General features: G+C 74.2%; 18 protein-coding genes. 7 read left to right on the forward strand and 11 right to left on the reverse strand.

Annotated features, from left to right (window positions below):
- The first annotated feature begins 247 nt into the window (after window positions 1-247).
- Window positions 248-514: a hypothetical protein gene (locus ACO0M4_RS33940; RefSeq protein WP_430374911.1), complete on the forward strand. Its 267-nt coding sequence runs from the start codon at window positions 248-250 to the stop codon at window positions 512-514.
- 67 nt (window positions 515-581) lie between these two features.
- On the forward strand, window positions 582-1,355 hold the full coding sequence (locus tag ACO0M4_RS33945; RefSeq protein WP_430374912.1) for a PE-PGRS family protein: 774 nt from the start codon (window positions 582-584) through the stop codon (window positions 1,353-1,355).
- A 238-nt stretch (window positions 1,356-1,593) separates the two neighbouring features.
- On the opposite strand, the gene ACO0M4_RS33950 is transcribed toward ACO0M4_RS33945, so the two are convergent.
- Entirely contained in the window at window positions 1,594-1,839 is a 246-nt protein-coding gene (locus tag ACO0M4_RS33950) for a zf-HC2 domain-containing protein (RefSeq protein ID WP_430374913.1), read from the reverse strand.
- A 49-nt stretch (window positions 1,840-1,888) separates the two neighbouring features.
- Between ACO0M4_RS33950 and ACO0M4_RS33955 the strand changes: the two genes are divergently transcribed.
- The gene (locus tag ACO0M4_RS33955) at window positions 1,889-2,587 is read left to right on the forward strand and encodes a sigma-70 family RNA polymerase sigma factor (RefSeq protein WP_430374914.1); all 699 of its coding nucleotides are present in this window, start codon (window positions 1,889-1,891) and stop codon (window positions 2,585-2,587) included.
- 88 nt (window positions 2,588-2,675) lie between these two features.
- Here ACO0M4_RS33955 and ACO0M4_RS33960 read toward each other — a convergent pair whose 3' ends face one another.
- The 3 genes from ACO0M4_RS33960 to ACO0M4_RS33970 are packed head-to-tail and all read right to left on the reverse strand — an operon-like array spanning window position 2,676 to window position 6,057.
- Window positions 2,676-3,146, reverse strand: a complete 471-nt coding sequence (locus ACO0M4_RS33960) for a copper chaperone PCu(A)C (RefSeq protein WP_430374915.1) — start codon at window positions 3,144-3,146, stop codon at window positions 2,676-2,678.
- Window positions 3,143-5,689 carry a heavy metal translocating P-type ATPase gene (locus ACO0M4_RS33965; RefSeq protein WP_430374916.1) on the reverse strand — a complete coding sequence of 849 codons (2,547 nt, stop codon included), beginning with the start codon at window positions 5,687-5,689 and terminating at the stop codon, window positions 3,143-3,145. The genes ACO0M4_RS33960 and ACO0M4_RS33965 overlap by 4 nt, the downstream gene beginning before the upstream one ends.
- Window positions 5,686-6,057, reverse strand: coding sequence for a hypothetical protein (locus ACO0M4_RS33970; RefSeq protein WP_430374917.1), 372 nt, complete (start codon window positions 6,055-6,057; stop codon window positions 5,686-5,688). The genes ACO0M4_RS33965 and ACO0M4_RS33970 overlap by 4 nt, the downstream gene beginning before the upstream one ends.
- 272 nt (window positions 6,058-6,329) lie before the next feature.
- Here ACO0M4_RS33970 and ACO0M4_RS33975 point away from each other — a divergent pair, with 272 nt between their 5' ends.
- From ACO0M4_RS33975 to ACO0M4_RS33990, 4 genes are all read left to right on the forward strand, one after another.
- Complete coding sequence (locus ACO0M4_RS33975) at window positions 6,330-7,691, forward strand: MFS transporter (RefSeq protein WP_430374918.1); 1,362 nt, start codon at window positions 6,330-6,332, stop codon at window positions 7,689-7,691.
- Between the two features lie 49 nt (window positions 7,692-7,740).
- Window positions 7,741-9,615, forward strand: coding sequence for an asparagine synthase (glutamine-hydrolyzing) (gene asnB / locus ACO0M4_RS33980; protein WP_430374919.1), 1,875 nt, complete (start codon window positions 7,741-7,743; stop codon window positions 9,613-9,615).
- Between the two features lie 71 nt (window positions 9,616-9,686).
- Window positions 9,687-11,186, forward strand: coding sequence for a cytochrome P450 family protein (locus tag ACO0M4_RS33985; protein ID WP_430374920.1), 1,500 nt, complete (start codon window positions 9,687-9,689; stop codon window positions 11,184-11,186).
- On the forward strand, window positions 11,180-12,178 hold the full coding sequence (locus tag ACO0M4_RS33990) for an L-tyrosine/L-tryptophan isonitrile synthase family protein (RefSeq protein ID WP_430374921.1): 999 nt from the start codon (window positions 11,180-11,182) through the stop codon (window positions 12,176-12,178). Before ACO0M4_RS33985 ends, ACO0M4_RS33990 begins: the two co-directional genes overlap by 7 nt.
- 91 nt (window positions 12,179-12,269) lie before the next feature.
- Here the strand turns inward: ACO0M4_RS33990 and ACO0M4_RS33995 are convergent, their stop codons facing one another.
- The 7 genes from ACO0M4_RS33995 to ACO0M4_RS34025 all read right to left on the reverse strand — a co-directional run bounded on the left by ACO0M4_RS33995 (window position 12,270) and on the right by ACO0M4_RS34025 (window position 21,873).
- A complete protein-coding gene (locus tag ACO0M4_RS33995; protein ID WP_430374922.1) occupies window positions 12,270-13,046 on the reverse strand; it encodes an ABC transporter ATP-binding protein in 777 nt (258 codons plus the stop codon).
- A complete protein-coding gene (locus ACO0M4_RS34000; RefSeq protein ID WP_430374923.1) occupies window positions 13,043-14,083 on the reverse strand; it encodes a FecCD family ABC transporter permease in 1,041 nt (346 codons plus the stop codon). The genes ACO0M4_RS33995 and ACO0M4_RS34000 overlap by 4 nt, the downstream gene beginning before the upstream one ends.
- On the reverse strand, window positions 14,083-15,153 hold the full coding sequence (locus tag ACO0M4_RS34005; protein WP_430374924.1) for an ABC transporter substrate-binding protein: 1,071 nt from the start codon (window positions 15,151-15,153) through the stop codon (window positions 14,083-14,085). The genes ACO0M4_RS34000 and ACO0M4_RS34005 overlap by 1 nt, the downstream gene beginning before the upstream one ends.
- 146 nt (window positions 15,154-15,299) lie before the next feature.
- Entirely contained in the window at window positions 15,300-15,758 is a 459-nt protein-coding gene (locus ACO0M4_RS34010) for a cyclic nucleotide-binding domain-containing protein (RefSeq protein WP_430374925.1), read from the reverse strand.
- 100 nt (window positions 15,759-15,858) lie between these two features.
- Window positions 15,859-18,666, reverse strand: a complete 2,808-nt coding sequence (locus ACO0M4_RS34015) for an NHLP bacteriocin export ABC transporter permease/ATPase subunit (RefSeq protein WP_430375355.1) — start codon at window positions 18,664-18,666, stop codon at window positions 15,859-15,861.
- A gap of 124 nt (window positions 18,667-18,790) precedes the next feature.
- Window positions 18,791-21,070 (reverse strand): NHLP family bacteriocin export ABC transporter peptidase/permease/ATPase subunit, encoded by a 2,280-nt coding sequence (locus ACO0M4_RS34020; RefSeq protein ID WP_430374926.1) that lies wholly within the window; start codon window positions 21,068-21,070, stop codon window positions 18,791-18,793.
- A complete protein-coding gene (locus ACO0M4_RS34025) occupies window positions 21,067-21,873 on the reverse strand; it encodes an HlyD family efflux transporter periplasmic adaptor subunit (protein ID WP_430374927.1) in 807 nt (268 codons plus the stop codon). Before ACO0M4_RS34025 ends, ACO0M4_RS34020 begins: the two co-directional genes overlap by 4 nt.
- Between the last annotated feature and the right edge of the window lie 26 nt (window positions 21,874-21,899).

The following is a 21,899-nucleotide window of genomic DNA, read 5'->3' on the forward strand; positions in this document are numbered from 1 at the left end:
TCGCCGGTATGGTCGCCCCCTCCAGCAGCGGCACGACGCAGCACTCGCCAGTCACTCACCCGACTGGAGTGCCGGGTCGGCACGCGTTACGTCTGAACCGAACACACGCCGCGAAAGGTCCTCTCCCCTGCCTTCACAGCTGCCCCCATGACGGGGCATGACCGTGCGGGCCCGAACAGCTGGAAGGTCTCCCGGGCGGCATAGCACTTGGTCGGAGGCGACGAACATGGTGTGGTCGCCGTCGCCGATGGAGGCATGCACTCAGCATCGACGACCAGCCCAGCCGTCCGAGCGGGCCCTGTGGCCGTTCATCGACCAGATGCCCAGGGCCGAGTTCCATCCCGTCGGGCGGAGCACCTGGCCGAAGGTCCGGGACACCCTGCGGCAGCGGATCGGGGCGGCGGTCGAGCCGGGCGGCGATCGGCGGGCGTTGCTGAAGACCCTCCAGAAGGCGGCGCAAGCGGCGGAGGCGGCTCGGCCGGCGGCAGCGCAGCCGGAGGACGTGGCCCCGTAGGGGTGCCGGTGCCCGTTGTGCGCCTCTTCCGCCCCTCCTGGTTCGCTTCCGGGGGCGAGGTGCGACGATGGGGCCTGTCATGGATGCGGGGCACGTTCTCAGGGGGCTGCGCGCCGCGGTGTTCGCGGCGGTCTGCGTGCTCCTGGCTGCACTCGGGCACGCGGTGATGTCGGATGCCGCGGTGCCCGGCTGGATGCTGCTCGCAGCCGGTGCGGCGACGGCGGCCGGTGCCTGGTGCCTGGCCGGACGTGAACGCGGTCCGGTGGCGGTGGGTTTGCTGACCGTCGGCACCCAAGCCGCCCTGCACAGCGCGTTCTCCCTGGGACAGGCGGTTGGCGGGACCGGCCCGGACCGGGCGTCCCTCGCCCGCGCCTGGGCGAACACCTGGCTCTGCGGCGCCCAGGGATTGTCCCTCGCCGACATCGACGCGGCGCGGGCGTTGTCGCCGATGGGCCAGATGAGCCAGACGAGCCAGATGGGCGCGACTGGTTCGATGGAGTCCATGGGGTCGATGGGGTCCATGGCTTCGATGGATCCCTCGTCCGGCATGTCGCATATGGGCATGCACGGCAGCGCCGGCGGCATGCTCGCGGCGCACCTGTTGGTCGCACTGCTCAGCGCGTGGTGGCTGTGGGGCGGGGAGCGGGCGGCGTTCCGGCTCGTCCGGAGCGTGTCCGCCTGGCTGTTCGCGCCGCTGCTCCTGGTACTGCGGGTGGCGCTGCCCGCCTCCGGCCCGGTCCCGCGCCCCGCCCGGCAGGAGCCGCGGTGCGCGGTGCGGCAGTTGCTGCTGGCCCATGCGATGTCCTTGCGGGGTCCCCCGCGTGAACCGGCTGTCGTCTGACAGCACGGTCGAATTCCCGAGCCGGACCGACGGTGGGCGCAGGGGCTGTTGCCCCGCGCCCGGTGTCCCGGCTCCGACTTCACCGGTCGTCCGCGCCGTCGCGCGGCGACCGGATCACGCGAAGGACTCCAGAGGACTCCAGATGATGATTCCTGTCCGGATGCCGGTGGCTCCGCTGCCCGCGTCCGTTCCCCGTCAGTGGGAGGGCCGTGGCGGGCGCCCGGCGCTCCCCGGCCGCTCAGCCCGCCCGTCGTCCCGGCCGGAGGCGGGCGAGCAGCGCCTCTTCGGCCGCCGGGTCGCCGTCGGCCGGGGACGCGGTGGCGTGGCCGAGGGCCGCGGTCAGCGCTCGCGCGCGGGCCTCCCATTGGCGGCAGTCGTGACAACCCGCGAGGTGGTCGTCGAGACGGCGGGCGGCGAACCCCGGGGGCAGCGCCTCTCCGTCGAGGCGGGCGGAGAGTGCCGTACGGATGCGCGAGCAGAGCATGCCCCCATCCTCCCCGAATTGGTCCGGACCGGCGAGGGGCGGTTCCGGAATGCGTGACGACGAGACGGTGACGGGCTGGGCGCTGGCCGCCCGGGACGGCGACGAGCGGGCCGTCGAGCAGTTCGTCCGGGCCACCCAACTCGATGTGCGGCGCTATGTGACGCACCTCAGCGGGGAGGCCCAGGCCGCCGACGATCTGGTGCAGGACACCTATGTGCGGGCGCTGCGCAGCCTGCCGCGGTTCGAGGGCCGGTCGTCGGCACGGACCTGGCTGCTGACGATCGCCCGACGGGTGGTGGCGGACCGGATCCGCACCCATGCGGTCCGGCCGCGGCTGTCGGCGACCGACGACTGGCAGACCGCCGCCGAGCGGGTCCAGCCGCGCGGGGTGCCGGGCTTCGAGGAGGGCATCGCGCTGGCCGAGTTGTTGGCGGCGCTGTCCGCGCAGCGGCGGGAGGCGTTCGTGCTGACGCAGCTGCTGGGGCAGTCGTACGCGGCGGCGGCCGGGGTGATGGGCTGTCCGGTGGGGACGGTGCGCTCGCGGGTGGCCCGCGCCCGGGAGACGCTGATCGCGCTGCTGGCGGAGGCGGAATCGGGGGCCGGGGGCGAGACCGGCGCCGGGTCCGCGGTGCGGGCCGACGGGGTCGGTCAGCACCGGAGCGCGACCGCGGCCCCGCGCGACGTACCGCACCGGAGACCTGGGCCGGGTGACCGGCAGCCGCGCCGGCTCGCCGCCACCCTGGTCTGATCGGCCGGACGCGGCAGGCCGACGGGGCCCACGGGTGGGCGATGGTCCGCCCGTGGGCCCCGGTGGCGGCGCGGCGCGCTCCGGTCCGCTACTGGCCGGGGCGTACCGCGCGGGCGTCAACGGTCAACGGCGGGCTGTCGCGGAAGTGGAGGGTGAAGGTCAGACGGTCTCCGGGAGCGAGCCGGGGCGGCGGGCTGATCATGATGTCGAGGGTGGTCGGGGACATGGTCAACGTGCCGCCGGCGGGGACGGTGGCGCCCTCGACCATGGCCATGGACCGGGCGTTGCGGCCGATGGCGACGTCGCGGCTGAGCATCGTGCGGTGACCGGGCGGGCCGGTGACGGCGGTGAGGACGTCGTTCGCCGTACCGGTGTTGCGGAGGGTGAAGAAGGCGGCGGTGGCGTCGTTCCCGGCGGGGATCAGTGCCCGGCCGTCGGTGGCGGTGAGCCGGGCCGGGGTGCCCGCGTTGCCGGTGGCGGTCCAGGCGGTGAGGGTGCCGAGGGTCGCCAGGCAGGTGAGGAGCGGCACGGCGCCGGCGAAGAGGCGTGAGCGGTTCATGCGGATTCCCAAGTGCCCTGATGGCGGGGCGGGTTGGTGCGGTCGCGGGGTGTTGTGGCCGGGCGGCGGGCGGTGCGGTTGGCGGTCGGCGGCTGCCAGGCGCGGAGCCGCAGGCTGTTGCCGACGACGAGGAGGGAACTGGCGGACATGGCGGCCGCCGCGAGCATCGGGTTGAGCAGCCCGACGGCGGCGAGCGGCACGGTGACGAGGTTGTAGCCGAAGGCCCAGAGCAGGTTGACGCGGATGGTGCCGAGCGTGCGGCGGGCCAGCCGTACCGCGTCGGGGATCGCCTGGAGGTCCTCGCGGACGAGGGTGACGTCGGCGGCGCCGATCGCCGCGTCGGTGCCGCTGCCCATGGCGATGCCGAGGTCGGCGAGCGCCAGGGCCGCCGCGTCGTTGACCCCGTCGCCGACGACCGCGACCCGACCGCCCTGTTCCTGAAGGGTCGTCACCAGTGCGGCCTTGTCGTGCGGGCGGGCCTGGGCGTGGACCTCAGTGATGGCGAGCTGTCCGGCGACGGCCCGGGCGGTGGCCGCGCGGTCCCCGGTGGCCAGCACCGGCCGCAGGCCCAGGCGACGCAGGTGGTCCACGGCCCGGTAGCCGTCGGGGCGCAGGCTGTCGCCGAGGGCGAAGACGGCTTCCGGAGTGCCGTCGACGGTCACCAGGACCGCGGTGCGGCCGGCGGATTCGGCGGCGCGGACCGCGTCCGGCAGCGGCGCCGGGAGTCCGGTGAGGTCGTCGGGCGGCCGGACGACGGTCACCATGCGCCCGTCGGTCACGCCGCGGACGCCGAAGCCGGGGGTGGCGGTGAAGTCGCCGACGGCGGCGGCCGGTTCGAGCGGCGCATCGGGCCGGTGATCGCGGACGTACGCGAGGAGGGCGCGGGCCACGGGGTGCTCGGAGCCCTGCTCCACGGTGGCGGCGAGCCGCAGCACGTCGTCCGGGTCGCGGCCGTCCGTCCGCGGCGTGAAGTCGCTGACGGCCATCCGTCCCGTGGTGAGGGTGCCGGTCTTGTCGAGGACGACGGTGTCGATGCGGCGCAGGCGTTCTAGCGCCCGCGGGCCGCTGACCAGGATCCCGAGCTGGGCGCCGCGGCCGGTGGCGGCCAGCAGCGCGGTCGGGGTCGCCAGGCCCAGGGCGCACGGGCAGGCGACGACGAGCACGGCGACCGCGGCGGTGATCGCGGCCTGCGGGTCGGCGCCGGCACCGAGCCAGAACCCCAGGACGGTGACCGCGATGGTCAGGACGGCGGGGACGAAGACCGCGGCCACCGCGTCCGCGAGCCGCTGGGCCCGGGTTTTGCCGGTCTGCGCGTCCTCGACGAGCCGGGTGATCCGGGCGAGTTGGGTGTCGCCGCCCACCGCGTCGGCCCGGACCTCCAGCAGACCACCGGAGTTGACCGCACCGCCGACCACCGCGGCGCCCGGACCGACCTCGACGGGATGGCTCTCGCCGCTGATCAGGGAGAGGTCCAGGGCCGAGCTGCCGGTGACGACGGTGCCGTCGGTGGCGACCCGTTCGCCGGGCCGGACCAGGAACCGGTCGCCGACCCGCAACCGGACGATGGGGATGCGGCGTTCGGTGCCGTCCGGCCCGGGCACCGACACCTCCTTGGCCGCGAGTTCGGCCAGCGAGCGGAGTGCGGCGCCGGTGCCGCGCCGGGCCCGGGCCTCCATCCGTCGGCCGGCCAGCACAAACAGCGGGACACCGACGGCGGCTTCCAGGTAGAGGTGGGCGGTGCCGTCGCCGGCCGAGGGCAGCAGGCTGAACGGCATCGTCATGCCGGGCGTGCCGGCGCCGCCGAGGAACAGTGCGTAGGTGGACCAGCCGAACGACGCGGCGACACCGAGCGACACCAGGGTGTCCATGGTCGCGGCGCCGTGCCGGAGGCCGCGTAGCGCGCGGGCGTGGAAGGGGGCCGCGCCCCACACGGCGACGGGGGCGGCCAGCACGAAGCAGAGCCACTGCCAGTTGCGGAACTGCCAGCCGGGCACCATCGACAGGGCCAGCACGGGGAGGGAGAGCGCGGCGGTCAGCAGCAGCCGGCGGCGCTCGGCGCGGGTGTCGGCGTCCTCGGCGTCCTCGGTGCCCCCAGTGCCCCCAGTGGCGGCGCGGCCGTCGCGGGCGGAGTGGTCACGCGCACGGTCATGGTGAGGGTCGTCGCCGCTGGGATCGTCGCCGTGGCCGTTGCCGTTTCCGGCGGTGGGCTGGTGGGTCTCGGCCGGGTGGGGCGCGGCCGGGGCGGGTGCGGGGAGGTGGGCGGTGAATCCGGCGGCTTCGACGGTGGCGATGAGGTCGTCGACGGAAATCGACGCGGGGTGGCTGATCCGGGCCCGCTCGGTGGCCAGGTTCACCGAGGCGGTGACGCCGTCCAGCCGGCCGAGCTTCCGCTCGACCCGGCCCACGCAGGCGGCACAGGTCATGCCGCCGACGGCGAGGGTGGTGGTGCGGCCGGGGTCCGCCGGCGGGCTCGGGGCGGCGGCCGGCGTCGGGGCGGGGCTACCGGCCGTGCGGGGGCGGGGCGCCTGGTGGTGCTGCGTCATCGCCGTGCTCCCCGTGCCGCGAGGACGGGTGCGGGGTGGGTCGCGGCCGTGCCGACCGCGGTTGCCGGCACGGCCCGCGCGGCTCCCCGGGCGTTCATGCCCGCCATCCCGGGCATCCCGCCGGAATCTCCGCCGCCGGGCGCATCGGGGTTCCCGGTGCGTGGGCGGTCGGCGGGATGCAGTCCGGGGGCGACCGGTCCGACGGCGCCGCCCACCGCGTACGAGAGGCCGAACAGCAGCGCCAGGAGCGCGACGAAGCCGAGGACCGAGCGGGCCGGCAGCAGCCGCCGGAGCGGGCGGAGGGGAGCCGAAGGTCCGGGGCGCCGGGCGCGGTCGGGTGGCGAAGCGGAGATCACGGGGGTGGTCATCGCGTCATCGTGGCAGGTGGGAACGGGGGTCAACGGACGATCGGGGGCCGTTCGGGGCGTGAGGTTTGTCCTGTCTATCCGACGGAACTCGGGGTCGTTCCGGGCCGACTAACTGGGTTTGCCCGCCGCCCACTTCGACGTGCCGAGGCCCCCGCGCACGGGAAATTTCCCGCTTCGCCGGGAACTGGGGCCGCCTTCCGCCCGACCTCTCAGACACCGCCGTGCCGGACCGGTGCGGTGTGTCTGCGGTGTGTCGAGGAGAGGACGGGGCGATGCCACGGGACCTGGCAGGAGCACAGGAGGAGCGGTGGGGGCTGGTGGCCGTCGCCGGGATCTGCTCGTTCCTGGCCATGTTCGATATGAGCGTGGTGGCGGTGGCGGTGCCGGGCATCGCGGCCGGCTTCGCCGTCCCGGTTTCCGTCGCGCAATGGGCGGTGCTGGGGTACCAACTTCCGGTGGTGGCCCTGCTGTTGCCGGCCGGGCGGTGGCTGGACCGGGCGCCGCTGCGGCCGGTGGTGCTCGGCGCGTTGGCCGGTTTCGGGCTGTGTGGTGCGGCGGCGGCCACCGCACCGGTCGCGGCGGTACTGCTCGCGGCGCGGCTGCTCCAAGGGGCCTGCGGCGCGGTGCTGTTCGTGCTGATGCCGCTGCTGGCGGTCCGTGCGGTACGCCCCGAGCGGCGCGGCCGGGCGATGAGCGTACCGGCCACGCTCGGGCCGCTCGGCGCCGTCACCGGACCGGCGCTGGGCGGGGTACTGCTGGACCACTGGGGCTGGCGGGCCGTGCTGTTGGTGAAGCTGCCGCTGTGCGCGGTCGCCTGGTGGCTGGCTCGGCGCGGGCTCGCCCCCGGTGGGCGGCCGGCCGCGCCGGGCCGGGCGGAATGCCGGGACGCCGCGGTGGCTGGCACCGCCGTCGGGGCCCTGCTGCTCGGGCTGACGCTGCTGCCCGAGGGGTGGGCCGGGGCGGTGCTGTGCGCGGTCGCACTGGTGCCGGGCGTGGTGTGGGCGCGGAGTACGGGCGGGCGCCGGGTGCGCGAGGCACTGCGGGCGACCCGTACGGGCGGGATCCACGGCGCCGTCCTCGGCCTCGCCGCGGCCTTCGCGGCGGTGCACTTCCTGCTGGCGGTGCAGCTCCAGCGCACGGCGGGCGTCTCGGCGTCGACCACCGGGCTGACGCTGCTCGCCTTCCCCGCCGGCATGGCGGTGGCGGGTCCGGTGGGCGGCCGCCTCGCCGACCGTTACGGGGCCCGACCGGTGGCGGTGGCCGGAGCGGCGCTGGTCGCCGTGGGCTTCGGCCTGCTCGCCACGGCGGGTGCCTGGCCGCCGTTCCAGGTCGGCTGGCGAATGGCGGTGGCGGGGCTCGGCATGGGGCTGTACGGCGGGCCGGTCCAACTGATGGTGCTCGATGCGGCAGGGCCGGCGCGGATGGCCACCGCCGGTTCGACCGTACAACTCGCCCGGAGCGCCGGCTTCACACTGGGGCCGGCGACGGCCACCGCCCTGGGCGGCCTGGGCGGTCCGCGCACCGGGCCGGCACTGGCCACCGCGACGGCGCTCCTGGCGACGCTGCTACTGGCCCGACGACCGGTGCGGCACGAGACCGCACCGGCGCACCGCTCCCCCGCCCCGCCGCCGTGAACGCGGGCCCCGCACCTTCCCCACTCCACCTCCCTGGAAAGGCAACCCCATGTGTGGCATCACCGGTTGGATCTCGTTCGGCGCGGATCCCGGTCACCGACCCCACGTCATCGAGCGGATGACCGCCGCCCTCGCACCCCGCGGGCCCGACGGTTGCGGTGTCTGGCGCGGTCCGCACGCCGCGCTCGGGCACCGGCGGCTCGCCGTGCTCGACATCGAGGGCGGGGCACAGCCGATGACGGCGGGCACCGCCGGCGCACCGCGGGCCACCGGCGGCCCGGACCCCGCCGCGGTCGTCCTCAGCTACAGCGGCGAGGTCTACAACCACCACGAGCTGCGGTCCGAACTCCGTGCCCGAGGCCGGGAGTTCGCCACCCGCAGCGACACCGAGGTGGTACTGCGCGGCTACCAGGAGTGGGGCGCCGGGCTCGCCGAGCGACTGGACGGCATGTACGCGTTCGCCGTGTGGGACGCCGAGGCCCGGCGGCTGCTGCTGGTGCGCGACCGGATGGGCGTCAAACCGCTCTACTACGCCCGCACACCGGACGGCGGACTGCTCTTCGGCTCCGAACCCAAGGCACTGTTCGCGCACCCCGACTGCGCCCCACGGGTCGATGCGCAGGGACTCCGGGAGGCGTACGGCCTGGTGTTCGGGACGGGGGCGACGCTGTGGGCGGGCGTCCGGGAGGTGCCGCCGGGCGGGCTGCTGGTCTTCGACCGCGACGGGCTGACCGAACGGTTCTACTGGCAGCTGACCGCGCGCCCGCACGACGACGCCGACCTCGCCGCCACCACCGCCGGGATCCGCCACCGTCTGGAGCACGCGGTCCGGGCCCAGTTGGAGGCCGACGTACCGCGGTGCAGTCTGCTCTCCGGCGGGCTCGACTCGACCGTCGTCACGGCGCTGCTCGCGGACGAACTCCGGCGCCGCGAAGGGCCCGGGGCGCGGCTGCGCTCGTACGCGGTCGACTACAGCGACCAGGCGGAGCGGTTCACCGGCGACGTGCTGCGCACCGGGCACGACGCGCCGTACGCCGTGGAGGCCGGCGCGTTCATCGGCACCGATCACCACACCGTCGTCCTGGACCCGCAGACGCTCCTGGACCCCGCGCACCGTGCGGCGGTGGTCGCCGCCCGCGACTCGCCCATCGGCGTCGGCGATATGGACACCTCGCTCTACCTGCTCTTCGGCAGGATCAAGGAGCACTCGACGGTGGCGGTGTCCGGCGAGGCCGCGGACGAGGTGTTCGGCGGCTACCCGTGGTTCCACGACCCCGCGGCACTGGCCGCGCCGACGTTCCCGTGGCTGCGGGTCACCAGCGACGAGGCGGCCATGCCGCTCCACCCGGACCTGGCCGCGACGCTGCGCATCGGGGAGTTCCAGCGCGACACCTACCGCACGGCGCTGGCCGCCGTCCCGCACCTCGACGGGGAGGGCCCGGACCAGCGCCGACAGCGCGAGATGCAGCACCTGTCGCTGACCCGCTGGCTGCGCCAGCTCCTGCACCGCAAGGACCGGCTCAGCATGGCGCAGGGCCTGGAGGTGCGGGTGCCGTACTGCGACCACCGGCTGGTCGAGTACGCCGTCAACGCGCCCTGGGACCTGCACCGTCACGACGGCCGGGAGAAGAGCCTGCTGCGCGCCGCCGGTGCCGGGCTCGCCCCGCGGTCGGTGCTGTGGCGGGCCAAGAACCACTATCCGGCCACCCACCACCCCGACTACAACCGCGGGCTCCAGGAGCTCGCGCGCCAGGCACTGGACGCCGCCGGCGGGCAGGTGCGCGACCTGGTCGACGAGCGCGTCATCACGGCCGGCCTGACGACGGAACCGGAGCGGTTGGAGTGGGGCCACCGGTTGCGGCTGGAGCGGGTGGTGGACCTCGCGCTGTGGCTCGACCAGTACCGGCCGGAGATCACCGTGTGAGCCACCCCGCCCGTACGGGCCGCACCCCACCCCGTTCCCGGACCACCCCACCCCCTCGCGGAGGAGACCCCATGCAACCGCTCACCAACTCACCGGACACCCCGGACACCCCGGACATCGCCGACACGACCGGCACCACGGACCCCATCGGCGCCACGGACCGCACCGGTGCCACGCGCCCCACCGGCGCCACACACCCGACCAGAACCACGCATCCGAGCAGAACCACGGATCCCATAGCCCTGTACGGCACCGACTACAAACGCGACCCCTATCCCCTCTACGCCGAGCTGCGGGCCCGCGGGCCCGTCCACCGCGTCCGCTTCCCCAGTGGGGTGTGCGCCTGGCTCGTCACCGGGTACGACGCGGCGCAGCAGGCGCTGACCGACCCGCGCCTGGGCAAGCACCACTCGCGCGGCAACGCGGCCTGGCGGGCCCGCGCGTCGATCATGCCCGAGCCGCAGCACTCCCAGCTCCAGGTGCACCTGCTCCACCAGGACCCGCCCCGGCACACCGCGATGCGCCGGATGATCACCGACGCCTTCGCCCCGCAGCGGGTCGAGGCGCTCCGCCCCCGCTTCCAGGAGCAGGCCGATGCGCTGCTGGACCGGTTCGCCGCGTCCGGTCGGGCCGACCTCGTGGCGGAGTTCGCCGCGCACTTCCCCTTCCGGGTACTGGCCGAAGTGATCGGCCTGCCCGAGACGTTCGCGGGGCGCTTCGACCGCGACTGGGGGAAGGTGGTGCAGCCCGTCGGTCCCACGGATCCCGGCCGTCCGGCGTACGAGGCGCGACTGCGCGGGCTCCAGCAGTACATCGCCGATCTGGTCGTGCACAAACGGCGGGCACCGGGGGCGGACCTGCTGTCCCGTCTGGTGGTGGCGCGCGACGCGGGCGAGCTGACCCCGGAGGAACTGGACTCGATGATCTTCCAGTTGCTGGTCGCGGGGCAGGAGCCGGTCACCAACCAGATCACCACCGCGCTGGTCACCCTGTTGCGCCACCCCGACCAGCTCGCCGCGCTCGCCGCCCGCCCGGAGCTACTGCCCCGCGCCGTCGAGGAGTTGCTCCGCCACGACGCTGCCTTCGAGCTGACGACCTGGCGGTTCTTCGCCGAGGACAGCGAGCTGCACGGAACCCGGATCCCGGCCGGCGACTCGGTGATCGTCTCGCTGTGCGCGGCCAATCGCGATCCCCGGCGCTTCGCCGACGCCGACGTCCTCGACTTCGACCGCTCGCCCAATCCGCATCTCGCCTTCGGCCAGGGCATTCACTTCTGCCCGGGGGCCGCGCTGGCCCGCGCCGAGTTGCAGATCGCACTGGGCACCCTGGTGCGGCGGCTGCCGGCCCTCCGACTGGCCGTCCCGGAGGACGAACTCACCTGGATTCCCGCGGTGTTGGCCCGCGGCGTGAACCGCCTTCCGGTGACGTACGACCCTCAGTCCCCCGGCTGCCCGATGGCCGCATCCCGTGCCACGAACCCAACACCGGCACCGCACGCACCACACGCACCCCACTCACTGGAAACACCGCACGCACCGAGCACACCCGACGCACCGGAAGCAGCATGCTGACCCCGCCCGTCACCGCGGTCGCTCCCGCCGGACACGGTGCGTCCAGCCCCACCTCCGCGACCCACGCCACCTGTGAGGAGATCCTCCGCGTCCTCCTCCCCTACCGGCGCACCCTGGACGACCCCCACGGGGACACCCCGGACGCCTTCCCCCTCCAGGTGCGGCAGCTGTCCCACTGGGTCGCGGCGGGCCGGCCGATCCTGTTCACCCTGCCGGGTTTCCCCTGCAAATCCCCCAATCCCGCGAAGGTGCTGGGCCCGCTCCCCGATGAGGGCGAGCGGCTCGCGCTGCGCTTCCTGGACCGGCTGTGCGCCCGCATCACGGCCGTGTACCCGCCCGGTGCGCGGATGCTGATCTGCTCGGACGGACACGTCTTCAGCGACCTCATCCGGGTGCCGGACGCCACCATCGACGCGTACGCGGACGGACTGCGGGCGCTGATCGGCGACGAGGGGCTCGCGGCCCGACTGGACGTCTTCGACCTGCGCGCGGCGTACGGCGACCTGACGTACGACGAGAAGCGGGCCAGGATCGAGGCGGCGCACGGGCCGACGCTGGAGATGCTGCGGGCCGAGGCCCGGGCCGACGAGACCGCCCGGCGGCTGTACCAGGGGATCACCCGGTTCCTCTTCGAGGACACCGACTTCCGGGCGTACCCCGGTACCCGTTCGGCGCTCCAGCGCGAGTGCCGGGCGCGGGCCTACGGCGTGATCCGGCGGAGCCGGGCCTGGGGGGAGTTGATCGCCGACCACCACCCGGGGGCGGTGCGGCTGTCCATCCATCCGCAGCCGAGGGGGTCGGCCAAGTTCGGCATCCGGCTGCTGGCCGCGCCGGACGTGTGGATGACGCCCTGGCACGCCTGCGTCCTGGAACACGCCGACGGGCGACGGGAGTTGCTGCGCCGGGCGGACGCCGAGCGACTGGGCCGCCCGGTCCTGCGCCACGGGCGACCCAGCCACTTCGCGGCCCCTGCGGACCCGGCGACGGGGTGAACGACACCGGGCCCGCGCCCCGAAGGGTCCCTGGGGACCTCGGGGCGCGGGCCCGGTCGGCGGCTCCTGCGGGCCGGACCCGCAGGAGCCGTCAGGGGTGGGTCCGCCGGTGATCGAAGGCGATCAACGGGTCGCCGGTCAGCGGGTGTTCGGTCACCGCGGCGCGTACGCCGAAGACCTCCGCCAGCAGCTCCGGCGTCAGCACCGTACGGGGCGGGCCGGAGGCCACCAGTCGGCCGCTGTCCAGGACGTGCAGCCGGTCGCAGAGCGACGCCGCGGCGTTCAGGTCGTGCAGCGAGATCAAGGTGGTCCGGGCCCGGTCGCGGAGCAGTGCGAGCAGGTCGACCTGGTGGCGGACGTCGAGGTGGTTGGTGGGCTCGTCCAGCACCAGCACGTCCGGGTCCTGGGCGAACGCCCGGGCCAGCAGTACGCGTTGCCGCTCGCCGCCGGAGAGGGCGGAGAACCGGCGGGCGCCCTGGTCGGACATGCCGACGGCGGCGAGCGCGCCGGCCACCGTCTCCCGGTCGGTGCGGTCCTCGCCGGCGAAGGCCCGTTTGTAGGGCGTCCGGCCCATGGCCACCACCTCATGGACCGTCAGTTCGAAGTCGGCGGCGCGTTCCTGCGGCAGGGCCGCAATGTGGCGGGCGGTGCGCCCCAGGGAGAGGGTGCGCAGGTCGGTCCCGTCGAGCAGCACCCGGCCCGCGGTGGGCCGGAGATGGCGGTACACGGTCCGTAGGACGGTGGACTTGCCGCTGCCGTTGGGGCCGACCAGCCCGACGATCTCGCCGGCGGCGGCCATGAGGTGGACCCCGGCGACCACGTCCCGCCCGGCATAGCTGACCCGCAGCTCCTCGATGTCGATCCTCATCGCTCCGCCTCCAGCCGCCGGTCCAGGACGAACAGCAGGGCCGGGGCGCCGATCATGGCCGTGACGACCCCGACGGGGAGTTCCTGGCCGTCCATCGCCGTACGGCAGACCAGGTCGACCACCACCAGGAGCAGGGCTCCGGTGAGGGCCGCCAGCGGCAGCAGACGGCGGTGGTCGCCACCGAGAACCAGCCGGCACAGGTGCGGCACCATCAGGCCGACGAACGCGATGGCGCCGGAGACCGCGACGAGGACGCCGGTCAACAGGCTGGTCACCACGAACAGTTCGCGGCGCAGCCGCGTCACGTCCACACCGAGTCCGGCCGCCGTCTCGTCGCCCATGAGCAGCGCGTTCATCGCCCGGGCGCGCGCCTGGAGCACCAACAGACCGGCCGCGACCGCGAGGACCGGTAGCCACAGCGCGCCCCAGGTGGCCCCGCTCAGGCTGCCCATCAGCCAGAACAGCACCCCGCGGGTCTGCTGTTCGTCGCCGGCCTGGAGGACGAGATAGCTGGTGAAGCCGGACAGGAACTGGCCGATGCCCACCCCGGCCAACACCAGCCGCAGCGGCGAGAATCCGCCGCCCCGGCGCGCCATCGCCCACACCAGGGCGAAGGCGGCGAGCGCCCCGGCGAAGGCGGCCGCCGACAACCCGAGGCCCAGTGCCCCGCCGGCGCCCGCGCCCAACACGATCGCGGCGACCGCACCGAGCGAGGCGCCGTTGGAGATGCCCAACAAGTACGGGTCGGCCAGCGGGTTGCGCACCAGGGCCTGGGTGGCGGTGCCGACCAGGCCCAGGCCGGCTCCGACGCAGGCCGCCAACAGGGCACGGGGCACCCGGAGTTGCCACACGATCAGCTCGTCGGTGCCGGTCCGGGGCGGGGCGCCTTCGAGCCGCCGCAGGACCACGGACCAGACGTGTCCGGGCGCGATGTCGGTGGCGCCCAGGGACACCGCGGCGGTCAGCGCCGCGATCAGGGCGACGGCGAGGAGGAGGGCCAGTAGTCCGGTGCGTGGGGCGTGTGACCGTTCCCCCACTACTGCGCCGCCTTGAAGCGCGTCGGGTACAGGGTGTGCGCGATCTCCTCGACGGTGTCCGCGGTGCGGGTGCCGGGAAGGGTGGTGCGCTCCGAGCCGATCCGCAGGAACTTGCCGTTCCGGACGGCCGCCAGGCCCTTGGTGGCGGGGAAGGTCTTGAGGAACTGGGCGGCCTGGTCGTACGCCTTCGCGTTGGCCGCCGCGTCGCCGCGGTCGCGGACGCCCAGTTGGATCCAGTCGGGGTTCTTGGCGACCACGTCCTCCCAGGAGACCGGCTTGAAGTCCCCGTCGCAGTCCGCGAAGACGTTGCGGGCACCGGCCTGGGTGATCACGGCGTTGGCGACCTGCTTGCCGCAGAGGGCCATCGGCTGCTTGGTTCCGGCGTCGAAGTCGAAGAAGAAGTAGCGGGGCCGCTTCCCGTCCGGGACGTCCGCCAGCGCCTTGTGGACGGCGGCGACCTTGGCCCGCATGCCGGCCACGAGCTCACGGGCCCGAGGTGCGGTGCCGGTGACGGCACCCAGCCGGGTGAGGTCGCCCTCGACGCCAGACAGGTCGCGCTGCGGCCCCTTGGCCATCGAGGCGCAGGCGGTGGACGCCAGGTAGATGTGGCGGATGCCCGCCGCCGCGAACTCCTCCTCCGTCGGGGTGTCGCCCGCCCCGCCCATCGCGCCCATGGCGGCGAAGGTGTCGATATAGAGGTCGGCGCCCGAACCCAGCAGCTTCTCCTTCGGGATGACGGCCGTCCCGAGCACCGGCACCTTGGCGGCCCGGGCGCCGAGGTCACCCGGCAGGGTCCCCTTGCCGGGCGGGAACCCGGTGCCGATGACGCGGTCGCCGGCGCCCAGCCGCAGCAGCATCTCCAGGGCGGTGGCGTTGCTGGTGACGATCTTCCGGGGCGAGGCCGTGAACGTGGTCTCGGCGCCCTTGCAGTCGGCGACCCGCACGGGGAAGCCGTCGCGGCCCGGTGGGCCGCCGCCCGCCCCCGTTCCGCGCTCGCCGCCGGCTGAACCGCACGCCGTGGCGGTCAGCGCGACGACCATCGCGAGTCCGCACCATTTTCCTGGGCGCATGGGCCTTCTCCCCTACCACTGTGCCGCTCCGGCCGGTCGGCCGGGCGCGAGCCACCCTCGTGGCCCGGCACAGGTAGTCGGGCGGATACCGCATCCGGTTCCCGGGATCCGCACAGGTCGTGCCGCGGGTCACCGCCGGATGCCGCTCAGGGCCCCTCGCCGCTCCCTTGGGGGCCGTAGAGTTCGAGGAGGCGGGTGCGGGTGCCGTGCAGGCGTTCGGCGACGGTTTCGGCGACATAGCGGTAGACCGCGCGGCCCAGGAGCGGGTCCTCCTCGCACAGGGCGCGGACGGCGGCGGCGTCGAATTCGTCGGCCTCTACGGGGCCGACGGTCTCCCCGCCGAGGTGCCAGATGTAGGGCGGGAACAGCCAGGACCAGCCGAGGAGTTCGTCCCGGCCTAGGGTTTCGACGATCGCCGCCCGACGGCCGGGGACCCGCTGGTCGAGCGCGACCCGGCCGGAACGGATGATCCAGAACCGGTCGGCCCGGCGGCCCTCCTCGAAGAGGCGGGTGGCGCGGGGCAGCGCCACCTCGTGGGCGACTTCGGTCAGTCGACGGCGCCGGTCGGGGGGCATCGCGTCGAACAGGTGCTTGGCCTTGGTCATGGCATCCTCCATCCACCGCTCTCCGGCGCCTCGCACGATATGCGGCGGATTGCGGGGATCGGGGGAATGGACGGTCCGCCGGCCCGTGGACGGGGCGGGGTCAGGCCATCTGACGACGTACCAGGTCGTGCAGTCGGCCACCGGTGTCGGCGAGGAGTTCGGCCGGGGCGCCCTGTTCGACGATCCGGCCGTCGGCCATGACGAGGACCCGGTCGGCGTCCAGCACCGTGGTGAGGCGGTGCGCGATGACCACCCGGCTGGCGCTGAGCGCGCGGGTGCTGTCGATGACGATCCGCTGGGTCTCGTTGTCCAGCGCGCTGGTGGCCTCGTCGAAGAAGAGGATGCGGGGGCGGCGGACCAGCGCCTGGGCGATCATCAGCCGCTGCCGCTGGCCGCCGGAGATGGCGCCACCGCCGGCGATCATGGTGTGCAGCCCCATCGGCATCCGCTTGATGTCCTCGGCCAGCCCGGCCATCTCGGCCGCCGCCCAGACCTCTTCCTGGGTGAACGCCTCGGCGCCGCAGATGCAGTCGATGATCGAGCCGGTGAGCGGCTGGGCGTTCTGAAGGACCACCCCGCACTGGCGGCGGACGGCCGCCTGGTCGAGCGCGCCGAGGTCCTGGCCGTCGTAGAGGACGCTGCCGGAAGACGGCCGGTCGAAGCTGATGAGCAGGCGGAGCAGGGTCGACTTGCCGCAGCCGCTCGGGCCGACGATCGCCACGAACTCACCGGGCCGCACCTGGAGGGAGACGTCGTCGAGGACGAGCGGACCGTCCTCGCTGTAGCGGAAGGAGAGTTTGCGGGCCTCGATGGCACCGGAGAGCACACCGGGCTGGGAGCTGCCGCCGCGGACCTCCGGGGCCTCGTCGAGGACCGGTTTGATCTGCTCGAACAGCGGCAGTGCCGCGGCGGCCGAGAGGAGCGCGCCGGTGACCTGGGTGATCGAGGTGAGCAGCATGGTCACCGAGGTGTTGAAGGTCAGGAAGGCGCCGGCGGACAGCGTGCCGCGGGCCGGGCCGGCCAGCAGCACGAAGAACGCGAGGGAGCACAGCGGGAGGTAGACGGCGTTGAGGACGGTGGTGAGGTTCTTGATCCGGCCGGCCTTCTGCTGGAGCTCCCGGGAGCGGGCGAACTCCCGGGCCCAGGCCGCGTACGCGAAGGACTCCGCCGCGGCGACGCGCAGCTTGGGCAGCCCGCGCAGGGTCTGGAACGCCTGGTTGTTGAGCTTGTTGCCGAGTGTGATCAGCCGGCGCTGCCAGCGCAGTTCCCACAGTCCCAGGACGAGGAAGACCGCGCCGATGACGAGCAGCATGGCGACCGCGGCGAGGGCCAGGGGGACGCTGTAGAGGAGCAGCAGTACGAGGTTGACCGCACCGACCGTGGTGGCTTGCACGGCGATCGGGCCGACGCCGGCCAGCACCCGCCGGATGGCGCTGATGCCCATGGCGGCACTGGCCAGTTCGCCCGTGGAGCGGGCGGCGAAGAACTTGGTCGGCAGGCGCAGCAGCCGGTCCCAGACGGCGGGTTGGAGGATGCTCTCGATCCGGCCCTCGACGCGCAGCACGGTGAGGTTCTGGAGCAGGGTGAAGGCGGCCGCCACGACGCCGGAGATGATGACGGCGAGCGCGACCTGAACGATCAGGCCCCGCTCGGCGGCCGGTACGTAGACGCCGAGGACCCGGCCGGTGGCGAGCGGGACGAGCGCGCCGAGGGCGACCGTCACCAGTCCGCTGAGGGCGAGGTTGCGCAGGTCCGTGCGGGTGCCGCGGAGACTGAAGCGCATCAGCCGCCACAGCGTGAGCCGGCGCTCCGGCAGCGGCCGGTAGAACATCACCGCCTGAGGTTCGAACTCGTCGGCGTTGTCCTTGCCGATCCGGATCCGCAGCCCGGAGGACGGGTTGACCGCCTCGTACCGGCCGCGCCGCCACAGCAGTGCCACCGGAGCGCCGGACTTGGCGCGGTGTCCCACCAGGGGTCCGGCGTCGGAGCGCCACCAGCGGCCGTCGAGGCGGACCGCGCGGGTGCGGATCCGGGAGGCGAGGGCTATCCGTTCGACCGGGCTGATCCGGTCGCCGGCCGCGGCGCCCTTGGGGGGCTCGGTGAGCGGGATCCCGGCGACCTCGGCGACCTTCTGGCAGACCGCGAAGGTGAGGTCGTCGCCGGCCCGGTCGCGGCCCGCGCCCGCGCGTCCGGAGCGGTCCTTGCCGATGGAGGCCAGCAGTGCCTGGTCGGCGTGCTCCCGGACGGCTTCGCCGGCCTTGATGCCGGCCGCCGCGCGGTCCTCGTGGGCGCGTTCGAGCTGCTCGATCCAGCGGTCGACGGCGGACAGCAGCCGGAACTGCTGGTTGACCATCCGCTGCCACAGTGCCCCGTCGACGAGCAGGTCGGCGGCGGCCTCGGCACTGTAGGAGGCGCCGTACTGGACGCTGCCGGGCGGCACCGGCATCCACAGGACGTCGTCGTCGGCGACCGCCTCGTCGGTGGGCCGGCCGTCCAGCGGCGCCTCGAACAGCACGCCCAGTCCGCGGGCGGTGCCGAGCGCGAAGGCGTGCTCCAGGGGGGTGGCCGCCGGTGCGCCGTAGGTGTCGTCGTACCCGTACGCCTCGGGGGGCGCGCCCTGGTCGCCGTAGCCGCCGTGCTCGGGGCGAGGTAGTTCGCGCAGGGGGATCCGGCGCAGTCCGCAGTGCTGGGACGGGCGGCCGACGAGGGTGTGTTGGGGGCCTTGGACGGGACCGAGCAGCAGGGTGCCGGCTTCGAGGCGGCCGAGGAAGTGCCAGTGGCCCTCCTGGGTGGCGTCGACCGCGAACAGGTCGAGGGTGCCGCCGGTGACCAGCCAGAGGACGTGCGGGCCTTCGAGGGGCACGTTGCGCTGTCCGGTGCAGTCGACGGGGGCGCCGAGGCCGCCCAGGGCGTGCGTGACCGCGTCGGCCGCGCCGGGTCCGGTGGTCGATGCGGCGGCCGGTGCGGTGACCTGTGCGGTGGCCGGCTCCGTGCCGGGTCCCGCGTCCGGGGACGGGTGTACGGATGCCACGTCAGTGCTCCTTGACCAGCTCGGCGTAGGCGCCGCCGGCGGCGACCAGTTCCGCGTGCCGGCCGCGTTCGACGACCGCACCGTGGTCGAGGACCACGATCTCGTCGCTGTCGCGGACGGTGCTCAGCCGGTGGGCGATGATGACGCAGGCGCAGCCGCGGCGCCGCAGGTTGTCCATGATGACCGCCTCGGTCCCGGCGTCCAGCGCGCTGGTGACCTCGTCGAGGACGAGGATGCTGGGGCGGCGGACCAGCGCCCGGGCGATCTCCAGGCGCTGCCGCTGGCCTCCGGAGAAGTTACGGCCGTCCTGCTCGACGCGGCTGTGTATGCCGTCGGGGCGGCGGGCGATGACGTCGTCGTAGAGGGCCGCGTCCTGGAGGGCGGCGATCACCGCGTCGTCCGGGATGGAGGGGTCCCACAGCGCGACGTTGTCCCGGACGGTGCCCTCGAAGAGGAAGACGTCCTGGTCGACGAAGGAGACCGAGGCGGCCAGCGCGCTGCGCGGAATGTCCTCCAGGCGCTGCCCGTCGATCCGGATGGTGCCTTCCCAGGGGGTGTAGAGGCCGGAGATCAGTCGGGAGACGGTGGATTTGCCGCTGCCCGAGCCGCCGACCAGGGCGACCTGCCGGCCGGGGCCGACGGCCAGCGAGAAGCCGGTCAGCAGCGGCGCGTCGAGCGGGCTGTAGCCGAAGGTGATGTCGTCGAGGGTGACGTGGCCCTTGAGGCGGCGGGTGCCGGCGTCCGCGTCCGGGCGGGAGTAGTGGGAGTCGGCGGGGAAGCTCTCGACGTCCTTGAGGCGGGCGACGTCGGCGGCGAAGTCCTGGATCCGGCCGGCGACGCCGTTGAGGCGGGTGACCGGGGCGGTGAAGCGGGTCACCAGCGCCTGGAAGGCGACCAGCAGGCCGATCGAGAGGTGGCCTTCGACGGCGCGCAGCCCGCCGATCCAGAGGATCAGTGCGCTGTTGAGGGTGGCGAGGGTGGGGGCGACGACCGCCAGCCAGGCACTGGGGACGCCGAGTCGCTGCTGCTCCTCCAGGGTGGCGGCGTGCTGCCCGGCCCAGCGGCGGAAGTAACCGTTCTCGCCGCCGGTGGCCTTCATGGTCTCGATGAGCTGGAGGCCGGTGTAGGAGGTGTTGGTGAGGCGGGCGGTGTCGGCGCGCAGCTTCTGGGTGTGGGTGGCGCGCAGCCGGACCACGATCCGCATGGCGACGACGTTGAGCAGGGCGATCAGGACGCCGATGACGGTGAGTTGGGGGTCGTAGGTCCACAGCAGCACCGCGTAGAGGACGACGACCACGCCGTCCACGGCGGCCGCGGCCAGGTCGCGGGCGAGGGTTTCGGCGACCGCGTCGTTGGACTGGAGGCGCTGGACGAGGTCGGCGGGCGCGCGCTGGGCGAAGAAGGTGACCGGCAGCCGCAGCAGGTGGCGCAGGAAGCGGGCGCTACTGAGGGTGGAGGAGATGATCCGGCCGCGGAGCAGGTTGGCCTGCTGGAGGCCGGTCAGGACGGCGGTGAGCGCCACCATCGCGGCCATCGCGGCGAACAGCGGCCCCAGCAGCGAGGTCTGGTTGCCGATCAGGAACATGTCGATGTAGGTGCGGCTGAGCGCGGGCAGCGCAGCGCCGACGCCGACCAGCAGCAGGCTGGCGAGCAACGCGGCCAGCAGGGTGCCGGTGGTGCCGCGCAGCCGGGCCGGCAGGGCGCTGAGCACGCTGGGCCGGCGACCGCCCTTGCGGAACGACTCGGTCGGTTCGAAGACCAGGACCACGCCGGTGAAGCTGGTGTCGAAGTCCTCCACGGGCACGAAACGGCGGCCCTTGTCGGGGTCGTTGACGTGGACGCCGCGGCGGCCGAGGCGACGGCCCGCGCCGTCGTAGACGACGTAGTGGTTGAACTCCCAGAAGAGGATGGCCGGTGCCTGGACCTCGGCGAGGGCGGCCGGTTCCATCTGCATGCCCTTGGCCGCCAGGCCGTAACTGCGGGCGGCCTTGAGGAGGTTGCTGGCGCGGGAGCCGTCGCGGGAGACGCCGCAGGCGATCCGCAGTTCCTCCAGCGGGACGTGCCGTCCGTAGTGGGCGAGCACCATGGCCAGGGAGGCGGCACCGCACTCGACCGCTTCCATCTGGAGCACGGTGGGGGTGCGCACGGACTTCTTTGCCTTGGCGGCGGGGGCCGGCGGCCGGCGGCGCCGGGTGGGCGGGGCGCCCTCGGGGCGGTGCCGGCCGCGGCCGGCGGGGGGCAGGTGCTGCGGGGGCGCCGCTGAGGCGTCGGGGGCGGTCACGAGAGCAGCCAATCGATCGGGTGCTGCGCGGCCAGGTGGACGGCGGCGGTGGCCTGGGTCATCGAGTCCAGGGCGAACGGCGGCCCGTCGGAGGTGGACCAGGTGTAGCCGGAGGCGGTGGGTGCGGCGTCGAGCCGGACCAGGACGGCGACCGGCTGGCCGGCGCGGGAGAACAGTTCGCCGAGCTGGGCGCTGCCGAGGAACGCGGAGATCCGCTGGCGGCTCTGGGCGGTCCGGCCCACGGCCGCGACGTGGCCGCGCAGTACGCCGAACCGCTGGGTGGGCGCGGAGGCGACGGTGAGGTCCACGGCGGCGCCGGCGGGGAGGGTGGCGGCGCTCTCGGCCGGGACGTAGAGGGTGGCCGTCAACGGGTCGCGGCTGCCGGTGGTCTTCTCCACGGAGGCGAGGTCGGCGCCGGTGGTGACGACCGCGCCTATGGTGGCGACCAGGCTGGTCAGCCGGCCGGCGGCCAGCGCGCGGACGACGGTGGTGGTGCCCTGTGGGGTGCGTATCCGCACCAGTGGGGCGTCGGCGGTGACCTGCTTGCCCTCCTCGGCGAGGACCGCGGTCACCTGGCCGGCGACCGGGCTCTGCAGGACGTAGCTGCCGTGGCCGTGGGTGAGGATGCCGGGGGCGGTGAGGGTGGAGGAGACGGTGCCGGTGATCGCCCAGACGGTTGCGGCGATCATGACGAGGACGGTGACGGTCAGCACCAACCAGCCCTGGGGGCGGGCGAAGCGCACCGGCAGATCGAGTTCCTCGGGCGATTGCAGCTTGGAAAGGGCCTGTTGGCGAAACTGCACGACACTCTTCCCTCAACTGCGGGCAC

The sequence above is a fragment of the Streptomyces sp. RGM 3693 genome, assembly GCF_050471125.1.
Lineage (GTDB): Bacteria > Actinomycetota > Actinomycetes > Streptomycetales > Streptomycetaceae > Streptomyces.